19 protein-coding genes are annotated in these 22,741 nt (G+C 66.3%); 4 read left to right on the top strand and 15 right to left on the bottom strand.

Features of this window, described 5'->3' with window-relative positions; genetic code table 11:
* Nucleotides 1–12 precede the first annotated feature (12 nt).
* From Q1L50_RS05710 to Q1L50_RS05680, 7 genes are read right to left on the bottom strand one after another with little or no spacing between them, the layout of a single operon-like run.
* A complete protein-coding gene (locus Q1L50_RS05710) occupies nucleotides 13–1,134 on the bottom strand; it encodes a Fic family protein (protein WP_300336618.1) in 1,122 nt (373 codons plus the stop codon).
* 11 nt (nucleotides 1,135–1,145) lie between these two features.
* Complete coding sequence (locus tag Q1L50_RS05705) at nucleotides 1,146–1,352, bottom strand: hypothetical protein (RefSeq protein WP_300336616.1); 207 nt, start codon at nucleotides 1,350–1,352, stop codon at nucleotides 1,146–1,148.
* Complete coding sequence (pglX, locus tag Q1L50_RS05700) at nucleotides 1,349–2,545, bottom strand: BREX-2 system adenine-specific DNA-methyltransferase PglX (RefSeq protein ID WP_300336614.1); 1,197 nt, start codon at nucleotides 2,543–2,545, stop codon at nucleotides 1,349–1,351. Before pglX (Q1L50_RS05700) ends, Q1L50_RS05705 begins: the two co-directional genes overlap by 4 nt.
* A 4-nt stretch (nucleotides 2,546–2,549) precedes the next feature.
* Complete coding sequence (locus Q1L50_RS05695; RefSeq protein WP_300336612.1) at nucleotides 2,550–2,897, bottom strand: hypothetical protein; 348 nt, start codon at nucleotides 2,895–2,897, stop codon at nucleotides 2,550–2,552.
* Nucleotides 2,884–5,331, bottom strand: a complete 2,448-nt coding sequence (gene pglX, locus Q1L50_RS05690) for a BREX-2 system adenine-specific DNA-methyltransferase PglX (protein ID WP_300336610.1) — start codon at nucleotides 5,329–5,331, stop codon at nucleotides 2,884–2,886. The genes Q1L50_RS05695 and pglX (Q1L50_RS05690) overlap by 14 nt, the downstream gene beginning before the upstream one ends.
* Nucleotides 5,332–5,364: 33 nt before the next feature.
* A complete protein-coding gene (gene pglW, locus Q1L50_RS05685; protein ID WP_300336608.1) occupies nucleotides 5,365–9,624 on the bottom strand; it encodes a BREX system serine/threonine kinase PglW in 4,260 nt (1,419 codons plus the stop codon).
* Nucleotides 9,625–9,870 (bottom strand): helix-turn-helix transcriptional regulator, encoded by a 246-nt coding sequence (locus Q1L50_RS05680; RefSeq protein ID WP_300336606.1) that lies wholly within the window; start codon nucleotides 9,868–9,870, stop codon nucleotides 9,625–9,627.
* Between the two features lie 152 nt (nucleotides 9,871–10,022).
* On the opposite strand from Q1L50_RS05680, the gene Q1L50_RS05675 reads away from it, so the two are divergent.
* From Q1L50_RS05675 to Q1L50_RS05660, 4 genes are all read left to right on the top strand, one after another.
* Nucleotides 10,023–10,148, top strand: a complete 126-nt coding sequence (locus Q1L50_RS05675; RefSeq protein ID WP_300336604.1) for a hypothetical protein — start codon at nucleotides 10,023–10,025, stop codon at nucleotides 10,146–10,148.
* A 128-nt stretch (nucleotides 10,149–10,276) separates the two neighbouring features.
* Nucleotides 10,277–10,681, top strand: coding sequence for an Hsp20/alpha crystallin family protein (locus Q1L50_RS05670; protein ID WP_300336602.1), 405 nt, complete (start codon nucleotides 10,277–10,279; stop codon nucleotides 10,679–10,681).
* Between the two features lie 11 nt (nucleotides 10,682–10,692).
* A complete protein-coding gene (gene lon / locus Q1L50_RS05665) occupies nucleotides 10,693–13,116 on the top strand; it encodes an endopeptidase La (protein ID WP_300336600.1) in 2,424 nt (807 codons plus the stop codon).
* 129 nt (nucleotides 13,117–13,245) lie between these two features.
* Nucleotides 13,246–13,695, top strand: a complete 450-nt coding sequence (locus Q1L50_RS05660) for a carboxypeptidase-like regulatory domain-containing protein (protein WP_300336598.1) — start codon at nucleotides 13,246–13,248, stop codon at nucleotides 13,693–13,695.
* Nucleotides 13,696–13,860: 165 nt separating this feature from the next.
* On the opposite strand, the gene Q1L50_RS05655 is transcribed toward Q1L50_RS05660, so the two are convergent.
* The 8 genes from Q1L50_RS05655 to Q1L50_RS05620 form a co-directional block, all read right to left on the bottom strand.
* Entirely contained in the window at nucleotides 13,861–14,931 is a 1,071-nt protein-coding gene (locus tag Q1L50_RS05655) for an acyltransferase (RefSeq protein WP_300336632.1), read from the bottom strand.
* A gap of 309 nt (nucleotides 14,932–15,240) precedes the next feature.
* Nucleotides 15,241–15,810, bottom strand: coding sequence for a flagellar motor protein MotB (locus Q1L50_RS05650; protein WP_300336596.1), 570 nt, complete (start codon nucleotides 15,808–15,810; stop codon nucleotides 15,241–15,243).
* A 12-nt stretch (nucleotides 15,811–15,822) separates the two neighbouring features.
* Nucleotides 15,823–16,083: a hypothetical protein gene (locus tag Q1L50_RS05645; protein ID WP_300336594.1), complete on the bottom strand. Its 261-nt coding sequence runs from the start codon at nucleotides 16,081–16,083 to the stop codon at nucleotides 15,823–15,825.
* 330 nt (nucleotides 16,084–16,413) lie between these two features.
* Nucleotides 16,414–19,167, bottom strand: a complete 2,754-nt coding sequence (locus Q1L50_RS05640; protein WP_300336592.1) for a mechanosensitive ion channel domain-containing protein — start codon at nucleotides 19,165–19,167, stop codon at nucleotides 16,414–16,416.
* On the bottom strand, nucleotides 19,164–19,730 hold the full coding sequence (locus tag Q1L50_RS05635) for a PqiC family protein (protein WP_300336590.1): 567 nt from the start codon (nucleotides 19,728–19,730) through the stop codon (nucleotides 19,164–19,166). The genes Q1L50_RS05640 and Q1L50_RS05635 overlap by 4 nt, the downstream gene beginning before the upstream one ends.
* Before the next feature lie 18 nt (nucleotides 19,731–19,748).
* Complete coding sequence (locus Q1L50_RS05630; RefSeq protein WP_300336588.1) at nucleotides 19,749–21,410, bottom strand: MlaD family protein; 1,662 nt, start codon at nucleotides 21,408–21,410, stop codon at nucleotides 19,749–19,751.
* Entirely contained in the window at nucleotides 21,403–22,044 is a 642-nt protein-coding gene (locus Q1L50_RS05625) for a paraquat-inducible protein A (protein WP_300336586.1), read from the bottom strand. Before Q1L50_RS05625 ends, Q1L50_RS05630 begins: the two co-directional genes overlap by 8 nt.
* Entirely contained in the window at nucleotides 22,041–22,721 is a 681-nt protein-coding gene (locus Q1L50_RS05620) for a paraquat-inducible protein A (RefSeq protein ID WP_300336584.1), read from the bottom strand. The genes Q1L50_RS05625 and Q1L50_RS05620 overlap by 4 nt, the downstream gene beginning before the upstream one ends.
* Between the last annotated feature and the right edge of the window lie 20 nt (nucleotides 22,722–22,741).

Raw genomic sequence — 22,741 nt, 5'->3', positions numbered from 1 at the left:
CGGCCGATTTGCTCATCGCGTCAGCAGCGCGAACAGCGCCTGGTTGATGAAATACACCTCACGGCCGATCTTCTCGCCGTGCAGCACGCCCAGGCGCTCCAGTTCGCGCAGGTACTTGGCACAGGTCTGCCGCGTGCCAATGCCGGCACGTTCGAGGAACTGGATCTTGCAGTAGGGCTGCCGGAAGATCTGCTCGATCAGGTCCTTGCTGTAGACGCCGGGCGCCTCGCGTTGCACGCGTTCGCGCACCGCTTCCATCAGCGCCATGATGTCGGTGATCTGCTGGCGCGTGCGCAGCGAGGTCTGCTCCACCGCGTCCAGCATGTATAGCACCCAGTCGCCCCAGGCGCCTTCCTCGGTGACCCGCCGCAGGCCTTCGTAGTAGGCCGGCTTGTGGTCGATGATGTGGCGCGACAGGTAGAGCACCGGCAGGTTGAGCAGCCCCCGGTCCACCAGGTACAGGATGTTCACGATTCGCCCGCTGCGCCCGTTGCCATCGGGGAAGGGGTGGATGGCCTCGAACTGGTAGTGCACCAGCGCCATCTTCACCAGCACGTCCAGCCCGCTTCCCGGCCCCCTTCCCGGCCCGCCTCCCGGCCCGCTTCCCGGCCCATCCTCGGCGTGCATGAAGTTCTCAAGGTGACGCAGCTTGTCGCGGATGACCGCTTCGCCTTCGGGCGGCGTGTAGATCGTCTCACCCCGGCCGTTGGTGATGCGTGTGCCGGGCGTACGACGCACGCTGACGTCGGTCTGCTTGATGAGCTGCGCGATTTCGATGAACAGGCCCGTGGCCAGCGGCCGTTCCCTGATCTGCCGGAAGCCGTAGTTCAGCGCCTGCCGGTAGCGCAGCACCTCCCTGGCTTCGGCGCTGGCCGGCAGGGCTTCGTCCGACGCCGCCTTGAACAGCTCGTCGTTCGTCGTCAGGATGTTCTCGATCTCCGACGACGCGCGCGCTTCCTGCAGCACCAGGCTGTCGATCAACATCGCCTGGTTCGGCATGCGCTCGGCCATGCCCTTCAACTCGGCCAGGGCACGGCTGGCCGTGATCGCCTTCTTGAGAACGGCGGCGGTCTCCACCTCTGCCGCCGGCGGCAGGGGGGGCAGGTCGTTGAAGGGCCTGTTGCGGTCGAACATGTCGGCCCTCCTTACGTTGCGCTGGCCGGCGCAGACGCCGCGCCGCGGTCGCTGACTGCGAATGCCTTGTCAATGTCTCTGATCAGGGAATACGACCAGGCTTCACCCGACGCCAGAGTCACCGTATCCAGGCCACGTGGCATGCCAATGCCAGCGATGACGCACCATGCGCAGAGGTGCGTGTAGGTCATCGGGACCGTTGCTGGCGATTGCGTCATGCTGCAGATCTCTTGCGCCCGCGCCTGGCCGCCGTAACCGCCGGTTTCCAGGCACGCAGGTCATCGAGCGTGAATTGCAGTGCTCGCACTTCGTCGGTCACGAAACTCTCGTAGTAGTCGCCCATGCGTGCGCCGAAATCGGGGTTCATGTCGTTGTGCCATTGCTTCAGCCAGGGCAGCAGTTCGAGCAGGCCGGCGAGCAAGGGTTGTAGCCGTTCGCGGCTCCAGCCTTCGCGTTCCTTCATGTCGATGAAGTAGGTGGCCAGGGCCGTGGCCTGCTGCAGATGGTCCCAGCCGGCCCAGGCGATGACCAGGCTGCCGTCGGCGCCGCGTTCGCAGCCGGGGTAGCTGATCCAGCGCTCCTTGGGCACGTCCAGGCCGCCGCGCAGGCGCCAGTAATCGGTCTTCAGGAAGTCCTTGCTCTGGTACTTGGGCGGCACCGGGATCTTGCCGACTGCTTCGCCGACATCCTCGCGCCGCTGCAAAGCCCAGGTGTCTTCCCACTGGGCACGTTTGCGCAGGCCGGTGTCGGCGTAGCGCAGCACCGGCAGGAAGGGAACCGCTTCCGACGCCACCAGTTCGGCAACGAGTTGGGCGGTGTGGAAGTCGGCGTGACCCGCGTACAACCCGGCAATCTGCATGAAGTCGGAGTCGCGCTGCAGCGCGTCGGCGAGGCGGCTGGTGCTGGTCATCTGCGGCGGCTGCCCGGCGCTGCTCGTCCAGTAGCGCGGCGACTCGATCCGGGCCAGCAGCCAGTCGCGCAGCGCCGCCTGCTCAAGAGACTCCCACGGGGTAGATTCCCAGCGGCGCTTGCAACTGGGCGCTTCGATCAGACCGATGCTGCGGTCTGTCTCGATCAGCGAAATCCGACGCTGAACCAATGCCTGATAGTCCGCTGGCCAGTGCGGAGGGATGTCCGTCTTGGGCTTTATGCCCAGCCACTCAAACCACTTGGTCTGTAGAGCGCCTTCAAGGATACGGCGAGCCATCACGATCTCGAAGGGACGCTCGCCGAGCGCCACTTCGGGTGGCGCAGAGTGCTCAAAATCGGATTCCTTGCTGCCGGCGGGCAGCAGACCGTAGAGGCGGTAGCAGCGCCAGTCGAGTTCTTCCTGGGCAGCGATCATCTGGCGGCGAAGGCGGGCGGACTGGGTGCGGGCAGCGTCAAGGCTTTGGCGGGTGGGGAGGGTCATGGTTTCAGTCCTCGCGCCCCGGCTGCGCCCGGTCGACGCGCAACTCGCGCTGCCAGGCACACGCATCATCGACGGCGGCGAAAGTTCCCGCTTGCGCGACAGCGGTCAGCGCCTGACGAATTGCCGTCTGACGGTGGATTTCAACGGCGATGTCTTCTTCCCTGATCGTCTGCGCGTGCGGCAGCGCGTGCACCGCTTGCATCAAGCGCGCCCATTCCTGCTCGCGCTCGGCAGCGCTGCGTTCGCTGCGCACGACCAAGACTTCGACCAGAGTCCCCGGCGCAAAAGGCAGGTGTGTGATGGTGAGTTCGCCAGAGGCTTGAATGCGGGCAGTGGTTTTATGGACTTGCATCGTGGTCTCCTTCGGCTACGCGCGAGGTATCGAGCAAGGCCGCCGGGCTGATGGCTGCCAGTTCGTGGGCGAGTCGGTCGAGCGTTTGGGCGATGTCCAGCGGGCGCTTGTCGGTTAGTGGGAACTCTGCGACCTTGGTTGAATTGAATGCGTAGAAATCATGCCACTTCTCATCCTTGCTGCATCCACCACCGGGTCCGCCCTTGTTGTGACAAACCTGCTGCAGCCAGAAACACGCCACCGACGAGTTGAGCAGTCCGAGCAGGCCCAGGTGCTCGTCCTCGCCGGCCCCGGCGGGCAGTTTGATCACCGGTGCCGTCTGCTTGAAGACCTTGCCGCCGCGATCGAGGACGAAGTGGTTGTGGGTAGCGATTTCGGCGAAGGTGATTGTGAGCGGTGTAGTAAACCGGCTCTTGAAGAACATCGAATACTCGAACCACTCAAGGCCGCGCTCGAGCTGCGATTTCCCATATGCCACGCGACCCGAGAGCCCAGTCTTGTAGGCCCAGAGAGCGCTTTGGGTTGCATAAGAGGCAGTGGCATCGAGCCCAGGCGCGCCATAGGGCCAGAGCGCAACAGTCGGAGAGTCAATAGACCAATCGCGAACGCACTCGCCATCGACGGCGGGTTTCGTGTGGGTCGGGTCGATTCCTAAGCGCAGCAGCGCTGCTTCGCCGAGCAGGTAAGCGTCGTCTTCTCGCGTGACCACTCCGAATCCGAGATCGGCGCCAAGGTCCCGAAGCCTTCCACCTGCTGGCTCTTCGAGTTGCTCGCGCAGTTCAGCGGCCCCACCGCCACCGATGCTCCACGGGTGCTTTGCAAACGTCGCCCGCGCCGTGTCAGCCACGCTAACGAACTCGCTCTCGGAACCCGTGCGGTCGATCTGCCCCACGATCGCCGACCACACCATCCCATGTGCCGGAGTTTCCGGCGTGCTGGGCTCGCCCTTGATGCCCATCACCGTGCGCACGCCATCGCCGATGGGTGGCCGATGGCGGCCAAAAAGGATGACAGTGGGCGTGCCGTAGCCCGGTATGTAGGCGCCAGACGTATCAACCACATGCGTGAGATCCAGTCGCGGCAGCACCTGCTCGATCAGCTTGCTGCCGAACTCGCGCTTCATGAACGAGTTGGCGGTGATCAGCCCGACGAAACCGGCAGGCTGCGCATCGCGCCCAGTGACAGCCAGATCGAAGAAGCGCTCGGTGAACGGCGCGCCGAGCGAATACTGCCGATGGCAACTGGCGTAGTACTTGCGATAGGCCGCATTGAGCGCAGCGTCCTTGACAACGATATAGGGCGGGTTGCCCACCACGGCGTGGTACTGCCGACCCAGAATCGCCTGCACCTCAGCCAGGTCTTCGCTGGCGTAGGCATGCGCCAAGCCTGTATCGGCAAAATGGTCGGCTTCCTGGAACATGTCGTCGGTGGCAGTCAGTCCAAAGCGCTTGCCGTGCAGCAGGCTGTCGCCAATGGCGACATGAATCCTGAAATCCGGCGCCTCGGCCATTCGGCGCACGTCGCTGGCCCGCAATGCCGCCAACAACAGGCGGAAACGCGCGATGGCGACCGCGAACGGATTCAGGTCAACGCCAGCGACCGCGTCCAGCGCTTTCTGAGCGATGTCGCGCCGGTTGCGCCCCGGCTCGTTGCTCGACCACTCGTCGATCAGGCGATGGAAGCCGCCGAGCAGGAAGTGCCCCGATCCGCAGGTGGGATCGATCGTCCGCACTTCGCGATAGCCAAACTCGTTGATCGCCGGGGTCAGCGTCCGGTCGAGGATGAACTCCTCGACGAACTCGGGCGTCTGCAGCAGCGCATAGCGCTTGCGCGTGGCTTCGCTCAGGTCCTGGTACAGATCGCCGAGGAAGCGCGTGTTCCAGGTCGGGTCGGTGAAGTCGCGAATCAGCGCCCCGGAATCGGCGGCGACCTCCTGCCAGAACTGCATCACCGCCATCGCCGCATCGCCGCTGATGCCGAGGCGAAAGACCGGGTTGTGGGCGCCGTCGAAGAAGGTGTGCAGGCCCGGCAAGGCACCGGCCTCCTGGAAGCAGCCCATCAGGTAGTCGCGATCGTTCTGGTGCGGATGTTCACGGAAGTACGCGTCATGCCGGTCGCGTGCCAGGGCCAGCCGGCCTGATTGCGGCGTGCCGCTGATCCACGGCCGTTCCACCAGCCCGTTGTCTTCGATGAAGCGCAGGAAGACGCCGCTCAACAGCCAGTGCACGCCGGCCTGGGTGATGACCTGCTCGGCCCAGGATTCGAAGGTCTCGGCCGTTTGCCCGGCATCGCGCGCCGCCTGCCACTCTGCCTGAAGCCGGGTGCGCAGCTCCGGTACCTCGCTGGACGGGCTGAGCACGCGTTCGCGCAGGTCGTCTTCCAGCCGCTTGAGCAGGCGGGTCAGATCAGCGAGCAGGACTTTGGCATCGATCATGTGCAGGCTTCAATTCGTTCGCAAGTTCTGTGTTCAGGCCGCGGAGGCTGCGCGGTGCAGGTTCCTGGCCCAGGCGACGGGAACATTCGCCCACTGGGTTGAGGTGATGATCGGCACGGGGACGTCGTCGATGGTCGGCAGTCCGGTGGCCGCCATCGGCAGCAGCATCCACAGGCTGGCGGGCCTGCCCGGCCGGCCGATCTCGTCACGCAGCTCGTCGATGAGCGGCATCAGGCCGTAGCGGGCGATCAGACCCGAGTTGACCAGCAGCACCGGGGCGGTGGCTTCGAGGAGCGCCTGCTTCACCAGCGGCAGCGCCTTGTGCACCAGGCGCATCAGGCGGCTCCAGTCGGTGCTGGTGGGAGCGGCGGCATCAGCCATCAGAACGACGTTCCAGTTGACCTTCAACGCTTCGGCCTGCTGGCGCAGCGCCTTGAGCATCAGCGCCTCGAAGCTCACCCGCCGGTGGCCGAAACGGCGCAGCAACTCGGCTTCGACATGGTGCGCCAGCCGCGGCTCGACGGTGAGCACGAGAAATCCGCCGGCCGTGCGCGCGTACGCCAGGCGGTCTTCCAGCTTCTGCGCCTCGATGGCGGCGGCGGAGGCCTCGTCGCTGCCGGCATCCGCTCCCGGCAGGCCGCGCTCCATGGCCGTGGTGGCGCGGGAGTATTGCGTGGTAGTGCCCGCCGACGGGCCGAGCGCTTGCGTCGAGGGCAGGTAGCCCGGGCCGGCCGGGGTGTCGTCGCTCCAGACCAGCAGCGCGCCGACGTCGGCCAGCAGGGTGTCGAGGAGTGGGCGTCGCGGCAGCGGCTGTGCTTCGGGGTAGCGGCCGGCGACGCGATCCTGCACATCCTTCGGCTTCAGGAAGCGCACCCCCATCAGCGCGCCGAGCGACTGGCGCAGGGCCAGAGCAGCGGCCATGCCGCGTGGATAGATCTCCTGGCGGCTGGACAGCGCCGCGCGCTGCGCTGCGGCGGTGGCCAGGCGCAACAGGCGCTGCGCCGAGAGCGCCGGACTGACCTCCGGCGCGGGCACCGACTCCAGTGTTTCGAGCGCTCGCTGCGGCGTCAGCAAGGGTTCGGCCTGCGCGCAGGCGTCCGCCGACGCGCCGAGCCGGCGGGCGTATTCGGCCAATTCGGCGGAAACGGCGATCAGCGGCAGGGGGCGGTGTTCGAATTCCTGAAAGCGCAGACGCTCCAGATGGGCTTCGGCTTCGCAACAGGCACGAACCACGGCGGTCGCCAGGCGCAGGCGCTCGGCGTCGTCCTGCGACGCGCAGCCGCGCATGGCGAGCAGCGCCAACGCCAGCTCGGGGACGGTCATCACCCCGCCCTGGGTGGAGAGCAGGCTTTCGAAGTGGTTACGCAGTTCGGTGAGCTGCGGCGTTTTCAGCCAGCGCTCGCGGGCTTTCAGCAAGGCGGCGGAAAGGTCGTTGCGGTCGATCGCAAGTGCGCTGGCGGCGACGCCCAGCGGTGTCCAGAGCGTCGAGCCTTCGGCCTCTTCCAGGCCAAGGTAGATCGCCAGTGCGGTCTCTTCGACACGGTCGTCACCGGCCGGCCGGCGCGGCAGGAGCTGCGCGGCCAGTTCGTTGACGCTGATCGCGCCGGCCGCTGCCGCGTCGTCGTCGACCTCGTGCAGCGTCGGGCGGCCTTGCACGAGGTCCGGCCGGATGGCAGCCAGGGCTTTGGCCTTGAGGCGGATTTCCTTGCGGATGCGGTCGCCGACGCCGCGCAGGTAGCGAAAGCGCACGCGATCGACGGCCAGCAGCTCGAGCGCGTTGTGGATGGCCATCGCTTCGAGCACGTTCTGCGCTTCGACGCTGTAGCCCAGCTCGGCCATGTTGGTGCTGGCGGTGGCCAGGCGGGCGACGGCTTCGAAGGGGTCTGGCGACGACTGGCTTGCCGACGCGCCGGCCTCGAAGATCCGGCGCCAGTCGCGCAGCATCTCTTCGGCATTGTCGAAGCGCTTGCGCGGGTTGCGGTTCAGCGCTCTGGCGAAGAAGGCGGTGAAACCGTCACGCAGCAAGGGGTCGAAGCGCTCGCTGGCGAGGGTGGCTTCGCAATCGAGCATCGACGCTTGCGTCTTGCCATCGCCCCAGCGCGGCGCGACGCCGGTGACCATTTCGTGCAGGGTGACGGCGAGCGCAAAGCGCTCGGCCTGGAGATCCCAGCGCGCCGGTTTGCGCAGAGAGAGGAAAGGGTCGAGATAGGGATGCGTGCCGGCGGCGATGTTCTCGGCCGGAGTGCGGGTGAGCGAGAAATCGAACAGCACCAGTTGCAGCTTGCCCCGGGTACCGGCCTGCGACATGCCAATGTTTTCGGGCTTGATGTCGCGGTGGGCGACGCCCTGCTGATCGAGGTAGTCGACCGCCTGGATCAGCTCTTCGCCGAAGCGCTGCAGGAGGTCGAGCGACAGGCGGGCTCCGTCGCGGATGCGGTCGGCCAGGGTCTTTTCGCCGGCCTTGTGCATCAGCAGCGCGGTCCGGCCATTGACGGTGAGCGTGCGCTGCCACTCGACGATATTCGGATGGCGTAGTTTGGAGAGTGCTTCGCCCTCGGCGGTGAGGCGGTCGTTGAGGCTGGCGTCGAGGGCGACCTTGAGGATCATCTCGTCGCTCCTGCCGTCCTCGCGGACCAGCAGCACGTCCGCCGACGAGCCTCGGCCCATCTTGCGAATGACCGTGAAGCCCCCTTCGATGCGCTCGTCGGGGTTGGCTTCGGCCGGATCGACGGTGGCCTCGGGCTCCGGGGTCGTCAGTTCATCGACGACCTTGTCGAGGTCCTGCAGGAACTCGTCGATGGTGCCATAGCGGCCCATCACGTCGGGACAGGTGCTGTGCTGGATGAGGTCCTGCAGCTGCCTGCCACAGCCGTCGAGCACGTCCGACAGCCGCAGGCCCTGCCCGATGCGCAACTTTTCGGCGAGATCGAGCACCGAGCTTGCCGGTGGCTGTCCGGAGAAGACGTGATAGGTGATCGCACCCAGGCTGAAGACATCCAGGCTTGGGCCGTGCTGCGCGTCGGACTGCGAGGTTTCGGGCGCCAGATAGACCAGGCCGGGGTCCTCGACGTACTCCTCGACGTGCATCGTGCCGCCGACCGTGCGGCGCGCGGGATCGGCGGTGTCGGTGCCTTGCGTGCCCTCGCGTGCGCCGGTCTGCCAGTTCATGATGCGCGGCCGTGGCGTTGCGCCGGCGACATCCTGAACCAGAATGCTCTGCGGGCACAGGGCGCGGTGGTACAGGCGCTTCTGATGGGCGTACTTCAGGGTCTCTGCCAGGTCACGGACGATCTGCAGGCTCTGGTCAACGTTGAGCTGTTGGCTCCGCTGTTGGTCCCGCGGTTGGCCCCGCTGGTGGCCCATTTCGCGCAGCAGGAAGTCGAGCCGGATGGCCTTGGGGTCGTGATCGAAGATGAGCGCCGGGCCGAGTTCGGTGTCCTGGTAGTCCTTGACCTTGACGATGCCCGGGTGGTCGATGCCTTCGAGGATCTGGAACTCTCGCTGCGCCTGGCGAACCAGCGACCTGCGCGCATCGGGCGTGGTGGCGGCGGCGACGGTGTAGATGCGAATACGCCGGCGTACAGCCGCCATCGCGGTGTGCGTGCCCTCCCAGTCCTGGTACGAGCCGCCTTCCGCCAACAGCGCGCCGAGCTGGTAATCGGCCACCTTGCGATGCTTGTTCGAGGGCCTGACGCCGGCCTCGGCGATGGCCCGGGCGAGCACCCGGGCGTGTTGATGGTCGACGCGGCCGAGCTGGATCGCGCGGGCACTGGCGGTTCCGTTCTGCAGCGCGCCGATGATGCCGGTATCGGACTCGCTGTTCGGCTGACCGCGCAGGTAAGTGCCTGCCCGGGCCGTGCCACTGAGCCGGCAGTCAAGGCTGGTGGCCGACAGGAAGATCAGCGGCTCGACGAAGGGCAAGCGCACTTTCGCCCTGAATACCGACGGCTGCCGCCGCAGCAGGCTGGCCAGCCGCTTCGACTTGCGGTTGGCGAGGATCAGCGGGTTGTCGTAGGCGCGTTCGCGACCATCGGTGACCCACAGCCAGGTGTGGGTGTCGCCGGTGACGACGCCGGGCCGGCTCTTGATCTCGATCAGGAAGAGACCCGCCGGCGTCAGGATCAGCGCGTCAACCTCGTTGACCTTGCCCTCGTCGTCGATGAATTCGAAGTTGGTCCAGGCGTGCCAGGGCTCGCGATCGGGAAGCTGGTTGCGCAGCCAGTCCAGCGCCTCGCGCTCCCAGGCGAACTGCGACTGTGAGACGGCCTGCCAGCGGCTGAGACTCATGGGCATTCAGCTCGCTCCGGCAGTCGGCGGGTTGTCGTTTTGCCGAGGCGCGTCCGGGACGATTTCCAGCAGATCACCGAGCCCGCAGCCGAGGACCGTGCAGATTCTCTCCAGCGCGGTGAGATCGACGCGGGTCGCGCGATCGCGCGTCAATGCGGCCACCGTGCTGCGATTGACGTGCGCCAGCCGTGCCAGCTCGGTCGTTTTCAGCTGCTGGCGGCGCATCAGTTCGACGAGGTGCGAACGGACCATGGGATCTCGATTTATGGCGGGGTGTTGCGCAGGATAGCACCGTTTCCTGATTGACAGTGGCAGCGGGCCGGGCGCCTGACCAGACGCCTTGCGGGCTTGCGCGGCGTCAGCGGGGGATTGGCGGTGACGTTCCGCTGCTGGATGACCTGCGTTTGCTGCCCATCGGGGTCTCGGGCATTTTGCATGGTCTCGCCGCCGACCGCCAGGCGGGCGTCGTCGTGATCGTCGCCGCCCTGCGCACGGTGGCGGGCCTCGTCCCGGGCGCTGCCATGCGATAGAACGGAAGGCCATCCCCGGCCTGGAAAAATCGGAAGGCCGTGCCCGGCCTGGAAAACGGGATCAGCGGCGCTATACTTCCGGGGTCGGGCAGTGAACGCCACGCTTTGCCGAGCAAGGGATTCAGTCGATGAGATCGGGTGAGCGAAACATCTGGGTGTGGGCCGAGGCACTGGACCTTCTGCAGGGTTCGGAGCGGCTGCAGCGGCGGATTTTTGCCATCGAAACGTCGCATTCACCGCCGTGCTGGCAACCGGCTGTCGACCTCTTTCAGGACGGAGACGAAGTGACCCTGCTGGTCGCCTTGCCGGGAGTCGATTCGCGGCTGATTGAAGTGGAACTCGACGCCACAGGCGTGCTGGTCGGTGGCGAGCGGCCAATGCCTTCGCCCTGTCACAGGGCGGCGATCCACCGCCTCGAGATCCCCTACGGGCGGTTCGAGCGTCGGATTACCCTGCCGCCAGGCCACTTCAGCCTGCACCAGCAGTTTCTGGAGAATGGCTGCCTGGTGCTGGTTCTGCGGCAGCTGGCCTGAGCACGCGCAAAATGTCCGCTGACACGACCACGCCTCAGCGCGATCGACCCGCAGCAAGCAGCGCTGTCCTGGTGGTCCCTGCGGATGCACTGGTGATCGTGCCGATCCGCAACGTGGTGCTGTTCCCGCGCATGATCCTGCCGCTGACCATCAGTCGCGAGCCGTCCGTACTGGCGGCGCAGCACGCGGTGAAAACGGGACGACCGGTGGGAATCCTGCTGCAGCGCAACGCCGAGATCGAGATCCCGGGGCCTGATGATCTGTGCCAACTCGGGACGCTTGCCAGCATCCTCCGCTACGTCACTCTGCCTGACGGCGCGCACGTCATCGTCTGCCAGGGCGAGCAGCGATTTCGCGTCGCCGGGTACCTGCCAGGCTACCCCTTCCCGGTGGCCACCATGGTCCGCATCGAAGAGCCCGAAGAAACGGACAGCGAGATCGAAGCACGATTGCTCCGCCTCAGGGAACGTGCCGTCGAAGTGCTGCAGTACCAGCCGCAGGTTTCGCCGGAGCTGCTGACCGCGGTCCGCAGCATCAGCCAGGCGGGGGCCCTGGCCGATCTGGTCGCCAGCGTCACCGAGATCAAGGCGGCCGACCAGCAGCGCGTCCTTGAGGCGGTGAACCTGGCGCCGCGCCTGGACATCGTGCTCGATTGCCTGCTTCAGCGCCTGGAAGTGCTGCGCCTGTCGCGCGAGATCGACGAGCGTACCAAGGCGAACATCGACCAGCGTCAGCGCGAGTACCTGCTGCGCGAGCAGTTGCGCTCGATTCAGAAGGAGCTTGGCGAGGGAGACGCCGGCAACGCCCGCGAAATCGAATCGCTGCGCAAGGCAATCGCCGAGGCACAAATGCCCGACGAGGTTGCCACCCAGGCGCACAAGGAGTTGCAGCGCCTGGAGCACCTGTCGGACGGTTCGGCCGAGTATTCGATGCTGCGCACGTATCTCGACTGGCTGGTCGAACTGCCGTGGAAGGAACCCGAAGCGGACCGCATCGAAATCGCCGCGGCAAGGAAGATCCTCGACGACGACCACTTCGGACTCGATCAGGTCAAGAGGCGCATCGTCGAGTTTCTCGCGGTGCGCAAGCTGAAGCCGGGCGGGCACGGGCCAATCCTGTGTTTCGTCGGCCCGCCGGGAGTCGGCAAGACGTCCCTCGGCCAGTCGATCGCCAGGGCGCTCGGGCGAAAGTTCGTTCGCGCCTCGCTCGGTGGTGTGCACGACGAGGCCGAAATCCGCGGCCATCGGCGCACCTACATCGGCGCCCTTCCCGGCAACATCATCCAGGCCATCCGCAAGGCCGGTTCGAGGGGCTGTGTGATGATGCTCGACGAGATCGACAAGCTCGGCAGTGGCCTCCAGGGCGACCCGTCGGCCGCGCTCCTGGAGGTGCTCGATCCCGAGCAGAACAACAGTTTTCGCGACAACTACCTGGCGCTGCCCTACGACCTGTCGCGAATGCTGTTCATCACCACCGCGAACGTCCTCGACAGCATTCCCGGACCGCTGCGCGACCGCATGGAGATCATCGAACTTCCCGGCTACACGCAAGAGGAGAAACTGGAGATCGCCCGGCGTTATCTCGTCGCACGCCAGATCGACCAGAATGGCCTCAAGGACGGACAGATCGACTTTGCCGATGCGGCGCTGCTGGCGATCATCCGCGATTACACCCGCGAAGCCGGTGTCCGTTCGCTGGAGAGGCAGATCGGCGCCGTCTGTCGCCGCGCGGCGGTGAACATCGCCGAAGGAACGATTCAGGCGATGCACGTCGAAGAGGGCGCGCTGGCCGGGATCCTCGGGCCGGTTCGCTACGACAATGAAGTCGCCCTGCGGACCGGACTGGCTGGCGTCGCGACCGGCCTGGCGTGGACGCCGGCCGGTGGCGATATCCTGTTCATCGAAGCGAGCCGCACCGCCGGCGACGGCCGGCTGATCCTTACCGGCCAGCTGGGCGAGGTGATGAAGGAGTCGGCGCAGGCCGCTCTGACGCTGGTCAAGACGCGGGCGGCGAGCCTCGGGATTGAGGTCGCCTGCTTCGCGAAGACCAACGTCCACGTGCATGTGCCGGCAGGGGCGATCCCCAAGGATGGGCCGAGCGCCGGCGTCGCGATGTTCGTCGCCATGGCCTCGTTGTTCACCGACCTGCCGGTACGCAACGACACGGCGATGACTGGCGAGATCAGCCTGCGGGGACTGGTGCTGCCGGTCGGCGGCATCAAGGACAAGGTGCTCGCAGCGATGCGCGCCGGCATCGCGCGGGTGCTGTTGCCGGCCAGAAACCGGCGGGACCTCGAAGAAGTGCCAACGCAGGCGAAGGAGCGACTCGAGTTCGTTTTTCTGGAGAACGTGGACGACGCCGTGCGCAATGCGATGCCGGAACGAGCGCTGCCGAAGGCCGCGGGGGCCTTGCCCGGCGAGCCGCCGGATCGCTGAGTGCAGGCTCACGATGGCAGCGGCGGCGGGTGCGCGGTGGTGGAGTGATCGTCGTCCGCTTCGACGCATCGCTCCGGACATTGCTGACGAAGGTCTGCAGTTCGATCATGCACAGGGAGGAGAACGGAAATGAAACGCTGCTATTGCCTATGGTCAAGCCGGCCCTTGCCGGGCGCGCGCACGCTGCTGGTCTTGACCGTGCTGGTCCTGGGCCTGGCAATCTTCGGCCTGGTGAGGCCGCCGCTGGCCCTGGCCGAGGCGGAAGTCGCCCATGCGAGCGGGGGAATCGGCGACGACGACCCGATCGCGCTCGAAGCGATGCGGCACGACTACAACCTGCAGCTGGTTTTCGCGCTCAAGGGCAGCGGAGCCTACCTGGCCGACGTAAAGGTCGGCATTCGAAATGCGGCGGGGGAAAGGGTGCTCGCGACCACGTCGCCCGGACCGCTCTTCTTCGTCAGTCTGCCGCGGGGGCAGTACCGGGTCGACGCCGAATTCAAGGGCCAGCAGCTCAGCCAGTCCGTCAGGCTTGCCGCCGGTCGCCGCAGCGAGCTGTTCTTCTACTGGGAGCACGAATAGCAGGGAGCGGAACGGGCAGAACCGGCGGGCGGACGGGCTGCCGCGACCGGCGTCGAGACACGCCGCACACCCGGTTCGTACCGTGACCGGCGACGGCCAGGCCGACGATCGCCTTGCCGCTGGTGATCGTGAAGGCGCCTGGTTCAGGAGCACGGATGCGCAGCGCTAGGCGTCAAACCAGCGCTTCCGCAGCGCGTGGGAGAAGCGCAGGATCGGCTCCTCAAGGAAACGGTAGCCCAGCCGACCGTAGACCGCGACGGCGGCGAACATCAGCAGGCAGGCCAGCAGGTTGTCGAACAGGCTGTCCGGCGCGGGACCCGCCAGGGCCCACAGGCGACCAATGACCGACAGGACCAGCACATGCGAGAGATAGACGGTGTACGAGGCATCGCCCATCAGCAGCAAGAACCGCGGGATGACGATTCGCTCCTCCTTCTCCAGGGTCGCCAGCGCGAACACCAGCAATCCGTACAGCGTGCCAACGACACCCGCGCGAATCAGGCCGACGCCGTTTAGCACCTCGAACGCGTAGAGCAAGGGGAAGCCGGCCGCGACGATCAGCGCCGAGGCCCCGATCGACATCCCGCCAGAGAATCGGGGCGCGTACGCGCTCGAAATGAAGAGCGCCACCAGTGCGCCGACGATGAACTCGAGCGTAAAGGGGTGCAGGGCGATCACCAGGCCGGCCGGAAGGTCGGCGAGCGTCAACGAGGCGTTGGCCGCGATGACGATTGCTGCCCACACCAGCAGCGACGGCAGCAGACACTTTTCGTTGAATCTCAGGAGCACGGCGAAGACGAGGTAGAACCACAGTTCGTGCGTGAGCGACCAGGCGACCGCTACCAGGAGCGGATTGCCGGGCAGCAACAGCAAGGAGGACAACAATCCGGCCTGCTCGCCTTGCGACGAATTGACCCACCCTGGCCTGATCAGAAACACGGCAAGGGTCAGCAACAGGTAGAACCAGTAGGTCGGATAGATCCGGGTCAGGCGGCCCCAGAGAAAGCGCGTCATTTCTCTGCTGCGGCCAAAACGCCCGGTCGTCACCGAGACCATGACGAAGCCGCTGATCACGAAGAACAGATCGACGCCGGATTGCCCAAGGACAAGGAAATCTGGCAGCAGCAGGTCGCCGCCCGCGTACTTCCTTTCGATGGCCAGTGCGTGAAAGGCCACCACGGCAAGCGTCGCGACACCTCTGAGCGCTTGCAGCGACAGCCACTTGTTGATCGGCATCACGGGCACTGGCGGAGCACCTGAACGTCGGCGGGCAAGAGGCCAGGCAGCCGCGTGAAACGGTCTCTGGCGCTCACGCCCCGGACGGCCGGCCGGTCCTTCTGGTACGCGAAGTGCATGTTCCGGGGGGTCTTTCGGGCGCGGCGGCGGACCGCCGAGCCATGGATCCATCGAGTTGGCGAAAGACGAGGCAGCGGGCCAGCGCTGCCTCGTCAGGAGGTCGGCCTGCCCGCCAACGCGAGCCGGCGGGCAGGCCGCGGTGACGCACCGAGCGTCAGCGCGGCCTGGGTTACGGGTGCTTGCGGGTGCCTACTGGTTCACGCCGCTGATGACGATTTCGACCCGACGGTTCTTGGCCCGCCCCTGCGGCGTGTCGTTCGACGCTACCGGACGCGCATCGCCGAAGCCCTCCGCGGCCAGGATGCCGGGCGGCACGCCTTTGGCGACGAGGAATCTGACGACGTCGGTGGCCCGCGCGGTGGACAACTCCCAGTTCGACGGGAAGCGCTTCTTCAGCGCCGGGCCGATCGGCACGTTGTCGGTAAAGCCCTCGACGACGATCCGCTTGCCTTGCAGCGTGCTCAGCGTTGGGGCAATCTTGGCCAGCGTCTGCTCGCCCTGGCGGTGGATCTCCCAACCGCCCTCGGGGAAGAGGATCTGGTCGACCAGGGTCAGCTTGACCTGGTTCTGCAGTTGCTCGATCCTGGCCTGATCGGCGTTGATCTCCGTCTGCAACTTGGCGTTCAGCGACTCGTACAAGGCCGACTTCTGCTGGTACATCTCGGCCTGCTTGACCTCGCCCTGATAGGTCTGCTCGGAAACACATCCGGCCGTCAGGGCCGCCGTCGCAAGTGCTGCGATCAGTACTCTGTTACGCATTTGCTGCTCCTTTCATTGCTTGCGGCGGCGGCCGGTCGCCACCGACCGGTCCGCGCCGCGGTTACACAATGGTTCGCGGGCGAGCCCCGAACCCCGAAACCCCGAGATCCTACGCGCTGGAACGGCACCCTGGCTGCCACGGTCCTTTACCGGCGAGCCGGTGCCGGATCCGACGTCCGGATTCTCGTCCCGCTGCAGGATGAACGGAATCGTCCGCTCCATCGTCCGCTCCATCTTCCGCTCCGCAACGACCTTGCCGGCGGCCTTGAGCACGCCGGTAGCACTGCGCCCGATGCCACGATGGCGCTGGCCTGGAACGATGGCGTGTGGTGGTTCCTGCCGAACCACGCGGTGCCACAGCCGCTGGCGGCAATCCCATCGGGCGCCGGCGCCGGGACGACGCCGGCGAAGGTACCAGGGACCCCGGAGCCCGAATCGCCCGTCATGATCAGCCAGACGTTCGGTGCGCCGTTGCTGGCGCGACGGCCAGCATGGCGCCGACGGTCCAGCCGACCAGGACGCCCACGATCCTTCCTGTCTTCATCCGTCTTCTCCCGTAAGTGGTGTTGCGATGCGGCGGATGTTGCGCGCCCGAGCGCGGCGTCATGGGCAGGGCCGCATCGGGTCGGACGCAAGCGGCCCGGCGGGACCGGTACGGCGACCGGCGTCAGCGGCCGCGGCGAACGCCGGCAAGCCACTCAGCCCGGCGGCCGAACGGACATGCAGATCGCGCTGCGGGAACGGGATCTCGATCCCCTGAACACGCAGCGCCCGCTCGACCGCAAGGTTGAGTTCGTGCTGGACGCGCAAGCGCTTGTCGAAGGAATCGACAAAGGCACGGATCTCGAAATCCAGCGAGCTGTCGCCAAAACCGACGAAGTAGACCGATGACGCCGGATCTTCGAGGACGTCGTCGTTGGCCCGTACGGCCGCGATCAGCAGCCGCTGCACCAGCGCGATGTCGCTGCCGTAGGCGACGCCGACCTTGAGCTGCAGCCGGGTGGTCTGGTTCGAGAGCGTCCAGTTGACCACCGTGTCGGTGATGAACGCCTTGTTCGGGATGATCACTTCCTTGCCGTCGAAGTCGACCACGGCGGTCGCGCGCGCGCGAATGCGCCCGACCGTGCCGGTGACACTGCCGACCGTGACGATGTCGCCGATGCGGATCGGCCGCTCGGCGAGGACGATCAGGCCCGACACGAAGTTGGCGACGATTTCCTGCAGGCCAAAACCGAGGCCGACGCCCATCGCCGCGATCAGCCAGTGCACGTCGGCCCAGCCGATGCCGAGGATGCTGAAGGCGCTGACGATACCGACGGCAGCTAGGGCGTAGCGCGTAATGACCTTGATCGCATAGGTCGCGTCGGCCTGCACCTCGAAGCGCTGCAGCAGCACGATGTCGAGCAGCGCGCCGATGTTGCGCACGACCACGGCGGTGACCGCGCCGACGAGCAACGCCAGGAACAGATTGCCGACGGTCAGCGGCAGCGTCGTCGCCTGGCCATCGACCTTCGCATTGTAGGTCCACAGGGCGTAGTCGCCGATCACCGACAGCGCCGGTATGCCGCCCCGCCACACCAGCCAGATGCCACCGAGCAGCAGCAGCGTGATCAACACGTCGAGGAGCGATCGCGTCTGCTCGCCGATCGCCGCAATATCGAGCTGCGGCGGGCGCGCCTCGGCCACTTCGCCGCTCTCCTCGGTGTCCGCGTCCGCCAGAGCCAGACGCCTGGCCTCCTCGGACTGGTGACGGTCAAGCCGCCAGCGCTCGACCTGCACCCATAGCGCGATCAGGCCATACAGCGCCACGGCGGCGAAAGTCAGGAACACCGAGTACACCGTGCGCGTGAAGAAATAGCCGGCAGCGACGAAGTAGCCAGCCGCCGAGAGCGCGGCGATCGCCAGCGGCCCGGCCAGCAGGGCACCGAACCAGAGCGCGTGCAGGCGTGCCGCCCAACTGCGCGGTGCGCTCGCGTAGAGCCGCTGCATCAATGGGCTCTTGCGCCGCAGCAAGCGCATCAGGAAGACGGAGAGAACGATCATCGCCACACTGAAGGACATCCGCCCGACACTCTCACGGTTGGCGTAAGGGGCGTGGTCCAGGCCGTTCAGCGCGACGAAAAAGAGCAGCGGCACGAAGAACACGGAAAAACGCCGCAAGGCTTGCGCGCTGTAACCCGTCAGGGACTCGTCCCAGCCGAAATGGCCGCCAGCCACGCCGCGGCGGTCGAGCAGCCAGGCAAAGGCCGACAGCGCCAGCAGCAGCTTGGCGATCGCCGTCAGGGCGTCGCTCAGCGCGAGGGCGAAGGACTGCGTTTCCGGCGCCGCGGCAAGGACATTCCCCGTCGTCCACAGCACCAGCGGCACGGGCAACGCGAGGGCCATGGTGATCGCCAGCGCGGCTACGGTGTGTCCGATCCAGTAGCGGTCATAGGTCGCCGTTGCCGGCGCGAGGACGACCAGCCGGCCTTGCAGGCGTCTGCGGCCGAGATACAGGGCGCTCGCGACCAGCAGGGCCAGCGCCGGCCAGAACGGCCGCGGCGGCACCTGGTCAACCAGCACCTGGCCGGCAGCGCGCCAGTTGGCGCCCGAGAGCATCCACGCCATCGCCGCAGGAATCTCGCTGATCGTCTGCGCCCCGGGACGTGCCGGTACCCAGAACAGCAGGCGGGTCAGTTCCGAACGGGCCGCCTGCGTCCTTCGCGCGAGGTCGAGATCGGCCTCGTCACTGTCCAGCAGCGCGCGCAGCAATTGGCGCTGGACCTCGTCGAGCCGGGCCAGCAAGACGCGCTGCTCTCCGAGTCGGGCCCACGCCGCCGCCTGAAAGTCCGGCCACAGCGCTTCGGCAAGCGGTGGCTCGGCCTCGGCGAAGCGCGTCGCGACCACCGCCTGCAGGTCGCCGAGTTCGTCGAGCGCACGCTCGGCGCGCAGATTGGCGTCGCTGGTCGACGCCAGCAGTCCTTCACGCTGCCGGCGCTCGGCGTCGAAACGCTCGGGCTTGGGCAGGACGCGCAATTGCCCGATCACCGTCTGCGCGAACTCCCGGCCCAGCGCATGCACCTGCGCGTGCCTTTCGATGCGCTCCATGCTCTCCGCCAGGTCGCGCTGGCTACTGCGCAAGCGCGCGAGGTCGATGCGCGCCAGTTCGAGCGCCGTCGTCGCGTCAGCGATCTGGACGCCCAGCCTGATGTTTTCGGTTGTCATATCGCTCGCCAGACTTGCCGGCAGGCCACCGGTCGCCCGCGCCGGCAGTACGGCGAGACAAAACCAGACCAGCACGGCGCACGCCCAGCGACCGACCCCGGCCACGGATCGGCGCACCAGCCAGCGATCCAGCACTGCCAGCAAGCCGTTCACGGCGCCCTAATCGCCGCCGCGATATCGCCGCTGACGCGGGCCAGCGCGCGACTGTGGGCGGCGACCAGTGCTTCAAAGCCAGCGCCGGCGGTCGGCTCGCGCACTTGCGAGCGGCCGCTCTTCGCTGCGCCGCCGGCCGCTGGGCGGACCGTCCACAGCGCTTCGATCAGCACCCCCTCGCCGAGCGTCGAGTCAAGACGCTGGAAGTCGATCAGCACCTGGTGGTCGGGGCTCGACCGGGTGGCCTGGCCGTAGGGCCAGACGCGCGCCGTGCCGAGTTCCCGCGCCAGGTTGTCGGCGAGCACACGCACGATGTTGTCGGCAAGTGGCGACGCCCAGCGGTTGAACTCGTCCAGCCGCACCTCGTTGGCGCCAGTGCTGACCACGATCTGCGGTCGGTCGACGACCGCCGGCAGCGACACCGGGCCGACAGCGACCGACACCGTCGATACCGTCGCGGCGGGGGCGGCGGCGGCACTCAGGGTGTAGAAGCGCGACGGCGGCGAAGCGCAACCGCTGGCGATGGCCAGCAGCAGGCAGGCGATGACAGCCGGGTGACGCATCGGGATTCCTCCTCGGTCTCAGTTCTTGCCGCGCAGCAGCGCTTCGGGATGGCGTTCGAGATAGTCGGTCAGGACCCGCAACGAACGCGCCGCGCGGGCGACCTCGCGCATCGCATCGCGTAGCTCCTGCTGGCCGGCCGCGTCCGGGGCAAGCAACGCGGTGTCGGTGTTCTTGATCGCCCGGTCGGCCGAAACAGTCGCCCGGCGGAACTCTTCCAGCGCCTTCTTGAGCTCCGGGGTAACCTCCGAGTCCAGGCGCTTGATCGCCTTGTCGGTATCCTTCAGCGTCTGGTTGAAAGTTTCGAGCACCTTCCGGGTATCGGTACCGATGGCCTCGTACGGCAGCTTGTCGAGCTTCGCGAGAATGCTGCCGATCTTCGCCTCGAAGTTCGGGAGCGTGCTGGGGATTGACGGCACCACCGACGTTTCCTTGCCCCAGTCAACCTTGACCTTCGGTGCATCCGGGTGAAAATCGAAAGATATGTAGCGCTGGCCGGTAAGCAGGTTGCCACTCTGAATCTGCGCCCGCAGGCCGAAATCCTCGACCATCCGCTCGAAGAACGCCTCACGTCTGGCACTCACGCGCGCGAGCATTTCACCGCGGATTTGCTGCGCGTTGTGCACTTGTGCAACCAGACGCTCGGGATAGACGACGAACTCGACGCGGCCACGAAGGCGCTCGGTCTTCGGGTCGATGTCGAGGCCGACACTGGTCACCTCGCCGCCTGGCAGACCGAGCAGCGTAACCGGCGCGCCGAGCGACAATCCACGCAGCGATTCATTGAAATAAAGGACATAGCGTCTGGCCATCGGCTCGGGCTGCTTCATCGCTGTCGGCCGATCGTCATAAAGCGTGAATTCGGTATCGGCAGCGGCGGGTTCCGTTTGCTGCGAAAACGGTGGCGTCTCGAATGCCAGGCCACCGGCGATCAACGCGACCATCGACTGCGTTCGCACATCCAGACCGCTGGCGCCGAGCGACACATCAACGCCGCTGGCGTTCCAGAAACGCGTTCCCGGGTTTACGAACTGGTCGTATGGCGCGTGCACGAAGATCTTGATCTCAACCGACTTGCCGTCCTTTGCCAGTTCGTAAGCGACGACTTGGCCGGCCGGCAAGCGTCGGTAGTATACCGGCGAGCCAATGCCCAGCGAACCCAGATCACTTGCCTTGAGCAGAAACTGCCGCCCAGGCTGATCGCCGGTGATGATCGGCGGCACTTCGAGGCCGTTGAAGCGGCGCTCGCTACCGTCCGACTGGCCGGCCTCGAAACCGATATAGTTGCCGGAGAGCAGCGTGCCGAGACCCGATACTCCGCTCAGCGTGATGCGCGGCTCGACGACCCAGAACTTGGCGTCCTTGACCATCAAGCCAGCAGCGCTCTTGGCAATCTTGGCGGTCACCTTGACAGTGGAGTAATCGTCGGAAAGCTGCACAGCGGCTACCTGACCGATGTTGACGTCCTTGTATTTGACGACCGTCTTGCCAGCCTCGATACCCTGCGCATTCTTGAAGACGATGGTGACCGTCGGGCCTTCGCTGAGAATCCGCTGCACAGCGATGCCGAAAGCGACCACGGCTGCCAGGATCGGGATCACCCAAACCGTCGACAGCCGCGTCCGCTTCCTTGGCACGACCGTCGCCTGCGGTAGATCATTGCGTTCGCCTCCTTCAGCCATCGTGCTTCTCCATACTATTTGCCGAATCCCAGATCAGGCGGGGATCGAAGCTCTCCGCCGCAAGCATGGTCAGCACCACCACCGCTGCGAAGAACAGGACTCCCGGCCCTGGAAGCACCGACATCAGCGGCTGTAACTGCACCAGCGCGACGGTAAAGGTGTCGACGAAAACGTCGAGCATCGACCAGCGACCAATGAAGGTGACGATCCGGAACAGGCGCGCGCGCTCGTGGTGCCGCCAAGCCATACCACGCTGAACGCTGACCAGAAGGTAAGCGAGTGCGAGCAGCTTGCCAAGCGGCACCATGACGCTGGCGACAAGCACGATCAGCGCCAGTGGCCACGATCCGGAGCCATACAGGAAGGCGACGCCGCCCATGATCGTTTCGGCGTCAGACGTTGCGAAGGTGTTGCTGACCATCACCGGCAGCAGGTTGGCCGGAACGTAACAGATTGCGGCGGCGATGATCAGCGCCCAAGTACGCTGCAGCGACTGCACGCGGCGAAGTTCGAGCGCCGCGCCGCAGCGCGGACAGTGGCCGGCATGCTCGGCGTCCAGCGGCCGCGTCAGCAGGTTGCAGGTTTCGCAAGAGACCAATCCGGCCTGCGCACCGGTAACGAACGTGCCACTCATCGTCCGCGCCCCGCGAAATTCTCTTCAACGAGAGCCGCTGCAGCGCGATCGTCGCCATGCTTCCACTCGACCAACTCCCAGACTTCGCGGGCGTCAAAAGTAACCGAAATCGCCGGCAGCAGTACAGCCAGCAAACCCATCGCGTACATCCCGACGCCGGGTTCTACGGTCGCCAGTTCGGCGATCTTGATCAATGCCACCAGGATACCCAGCAACATCACGTCGTACATTGCCCACGGTTGCATGTGCAGACCCCAGCGCAACAACTCGCCGCTCCAGTGCGGCAGTGGTGGCCGCCTCGCGGCGAGCAGCACGGTCAGCATCAGCAGAATGTAGCAGGCGGGCGCGATCACCGCACAGAACGTGACGATAATGGCGGTGAGCCGTTCACCGTCCAGCCACATCTGGCGGGCACCGCCGAGAATCGTCGTGCTCGCATAGCGCCCGACCGCCTCAAGATCCATCAGTGGCATGGCGTTGGCGACGATGAACACGATCAGCGCGGTGAGCGTCAGCGCCAGAGGAAGCTCGAGCGGATCGGTGGGCCTCGCCGCCAGCCCGAAACCGCAGCGCGCACAGCGTGCCCTGCCGCCGACCGGCAGCGGCGGAATCCGCTGCAGCAGATCGCACTCCTGGCAAGCCATCAGCGCTGGCGACGACGGGGCCGGATCGCTCATCGCTCCGGCCTCGGCTGGCA

Origin of the sequence: Accumulibacter sp., from assembly GCF_029255145.1 — a bacterium.
GTDB lineage: Bacteria > Pseudomonadota > Gammaproteobacteria > Burkholderiales > Rhodocyclaceae > Accumulibacter.
Note: the sequence above shows the minus strand (reverse complement) of the source record. Positions and strands in the feature narration are given on the sequence as shown.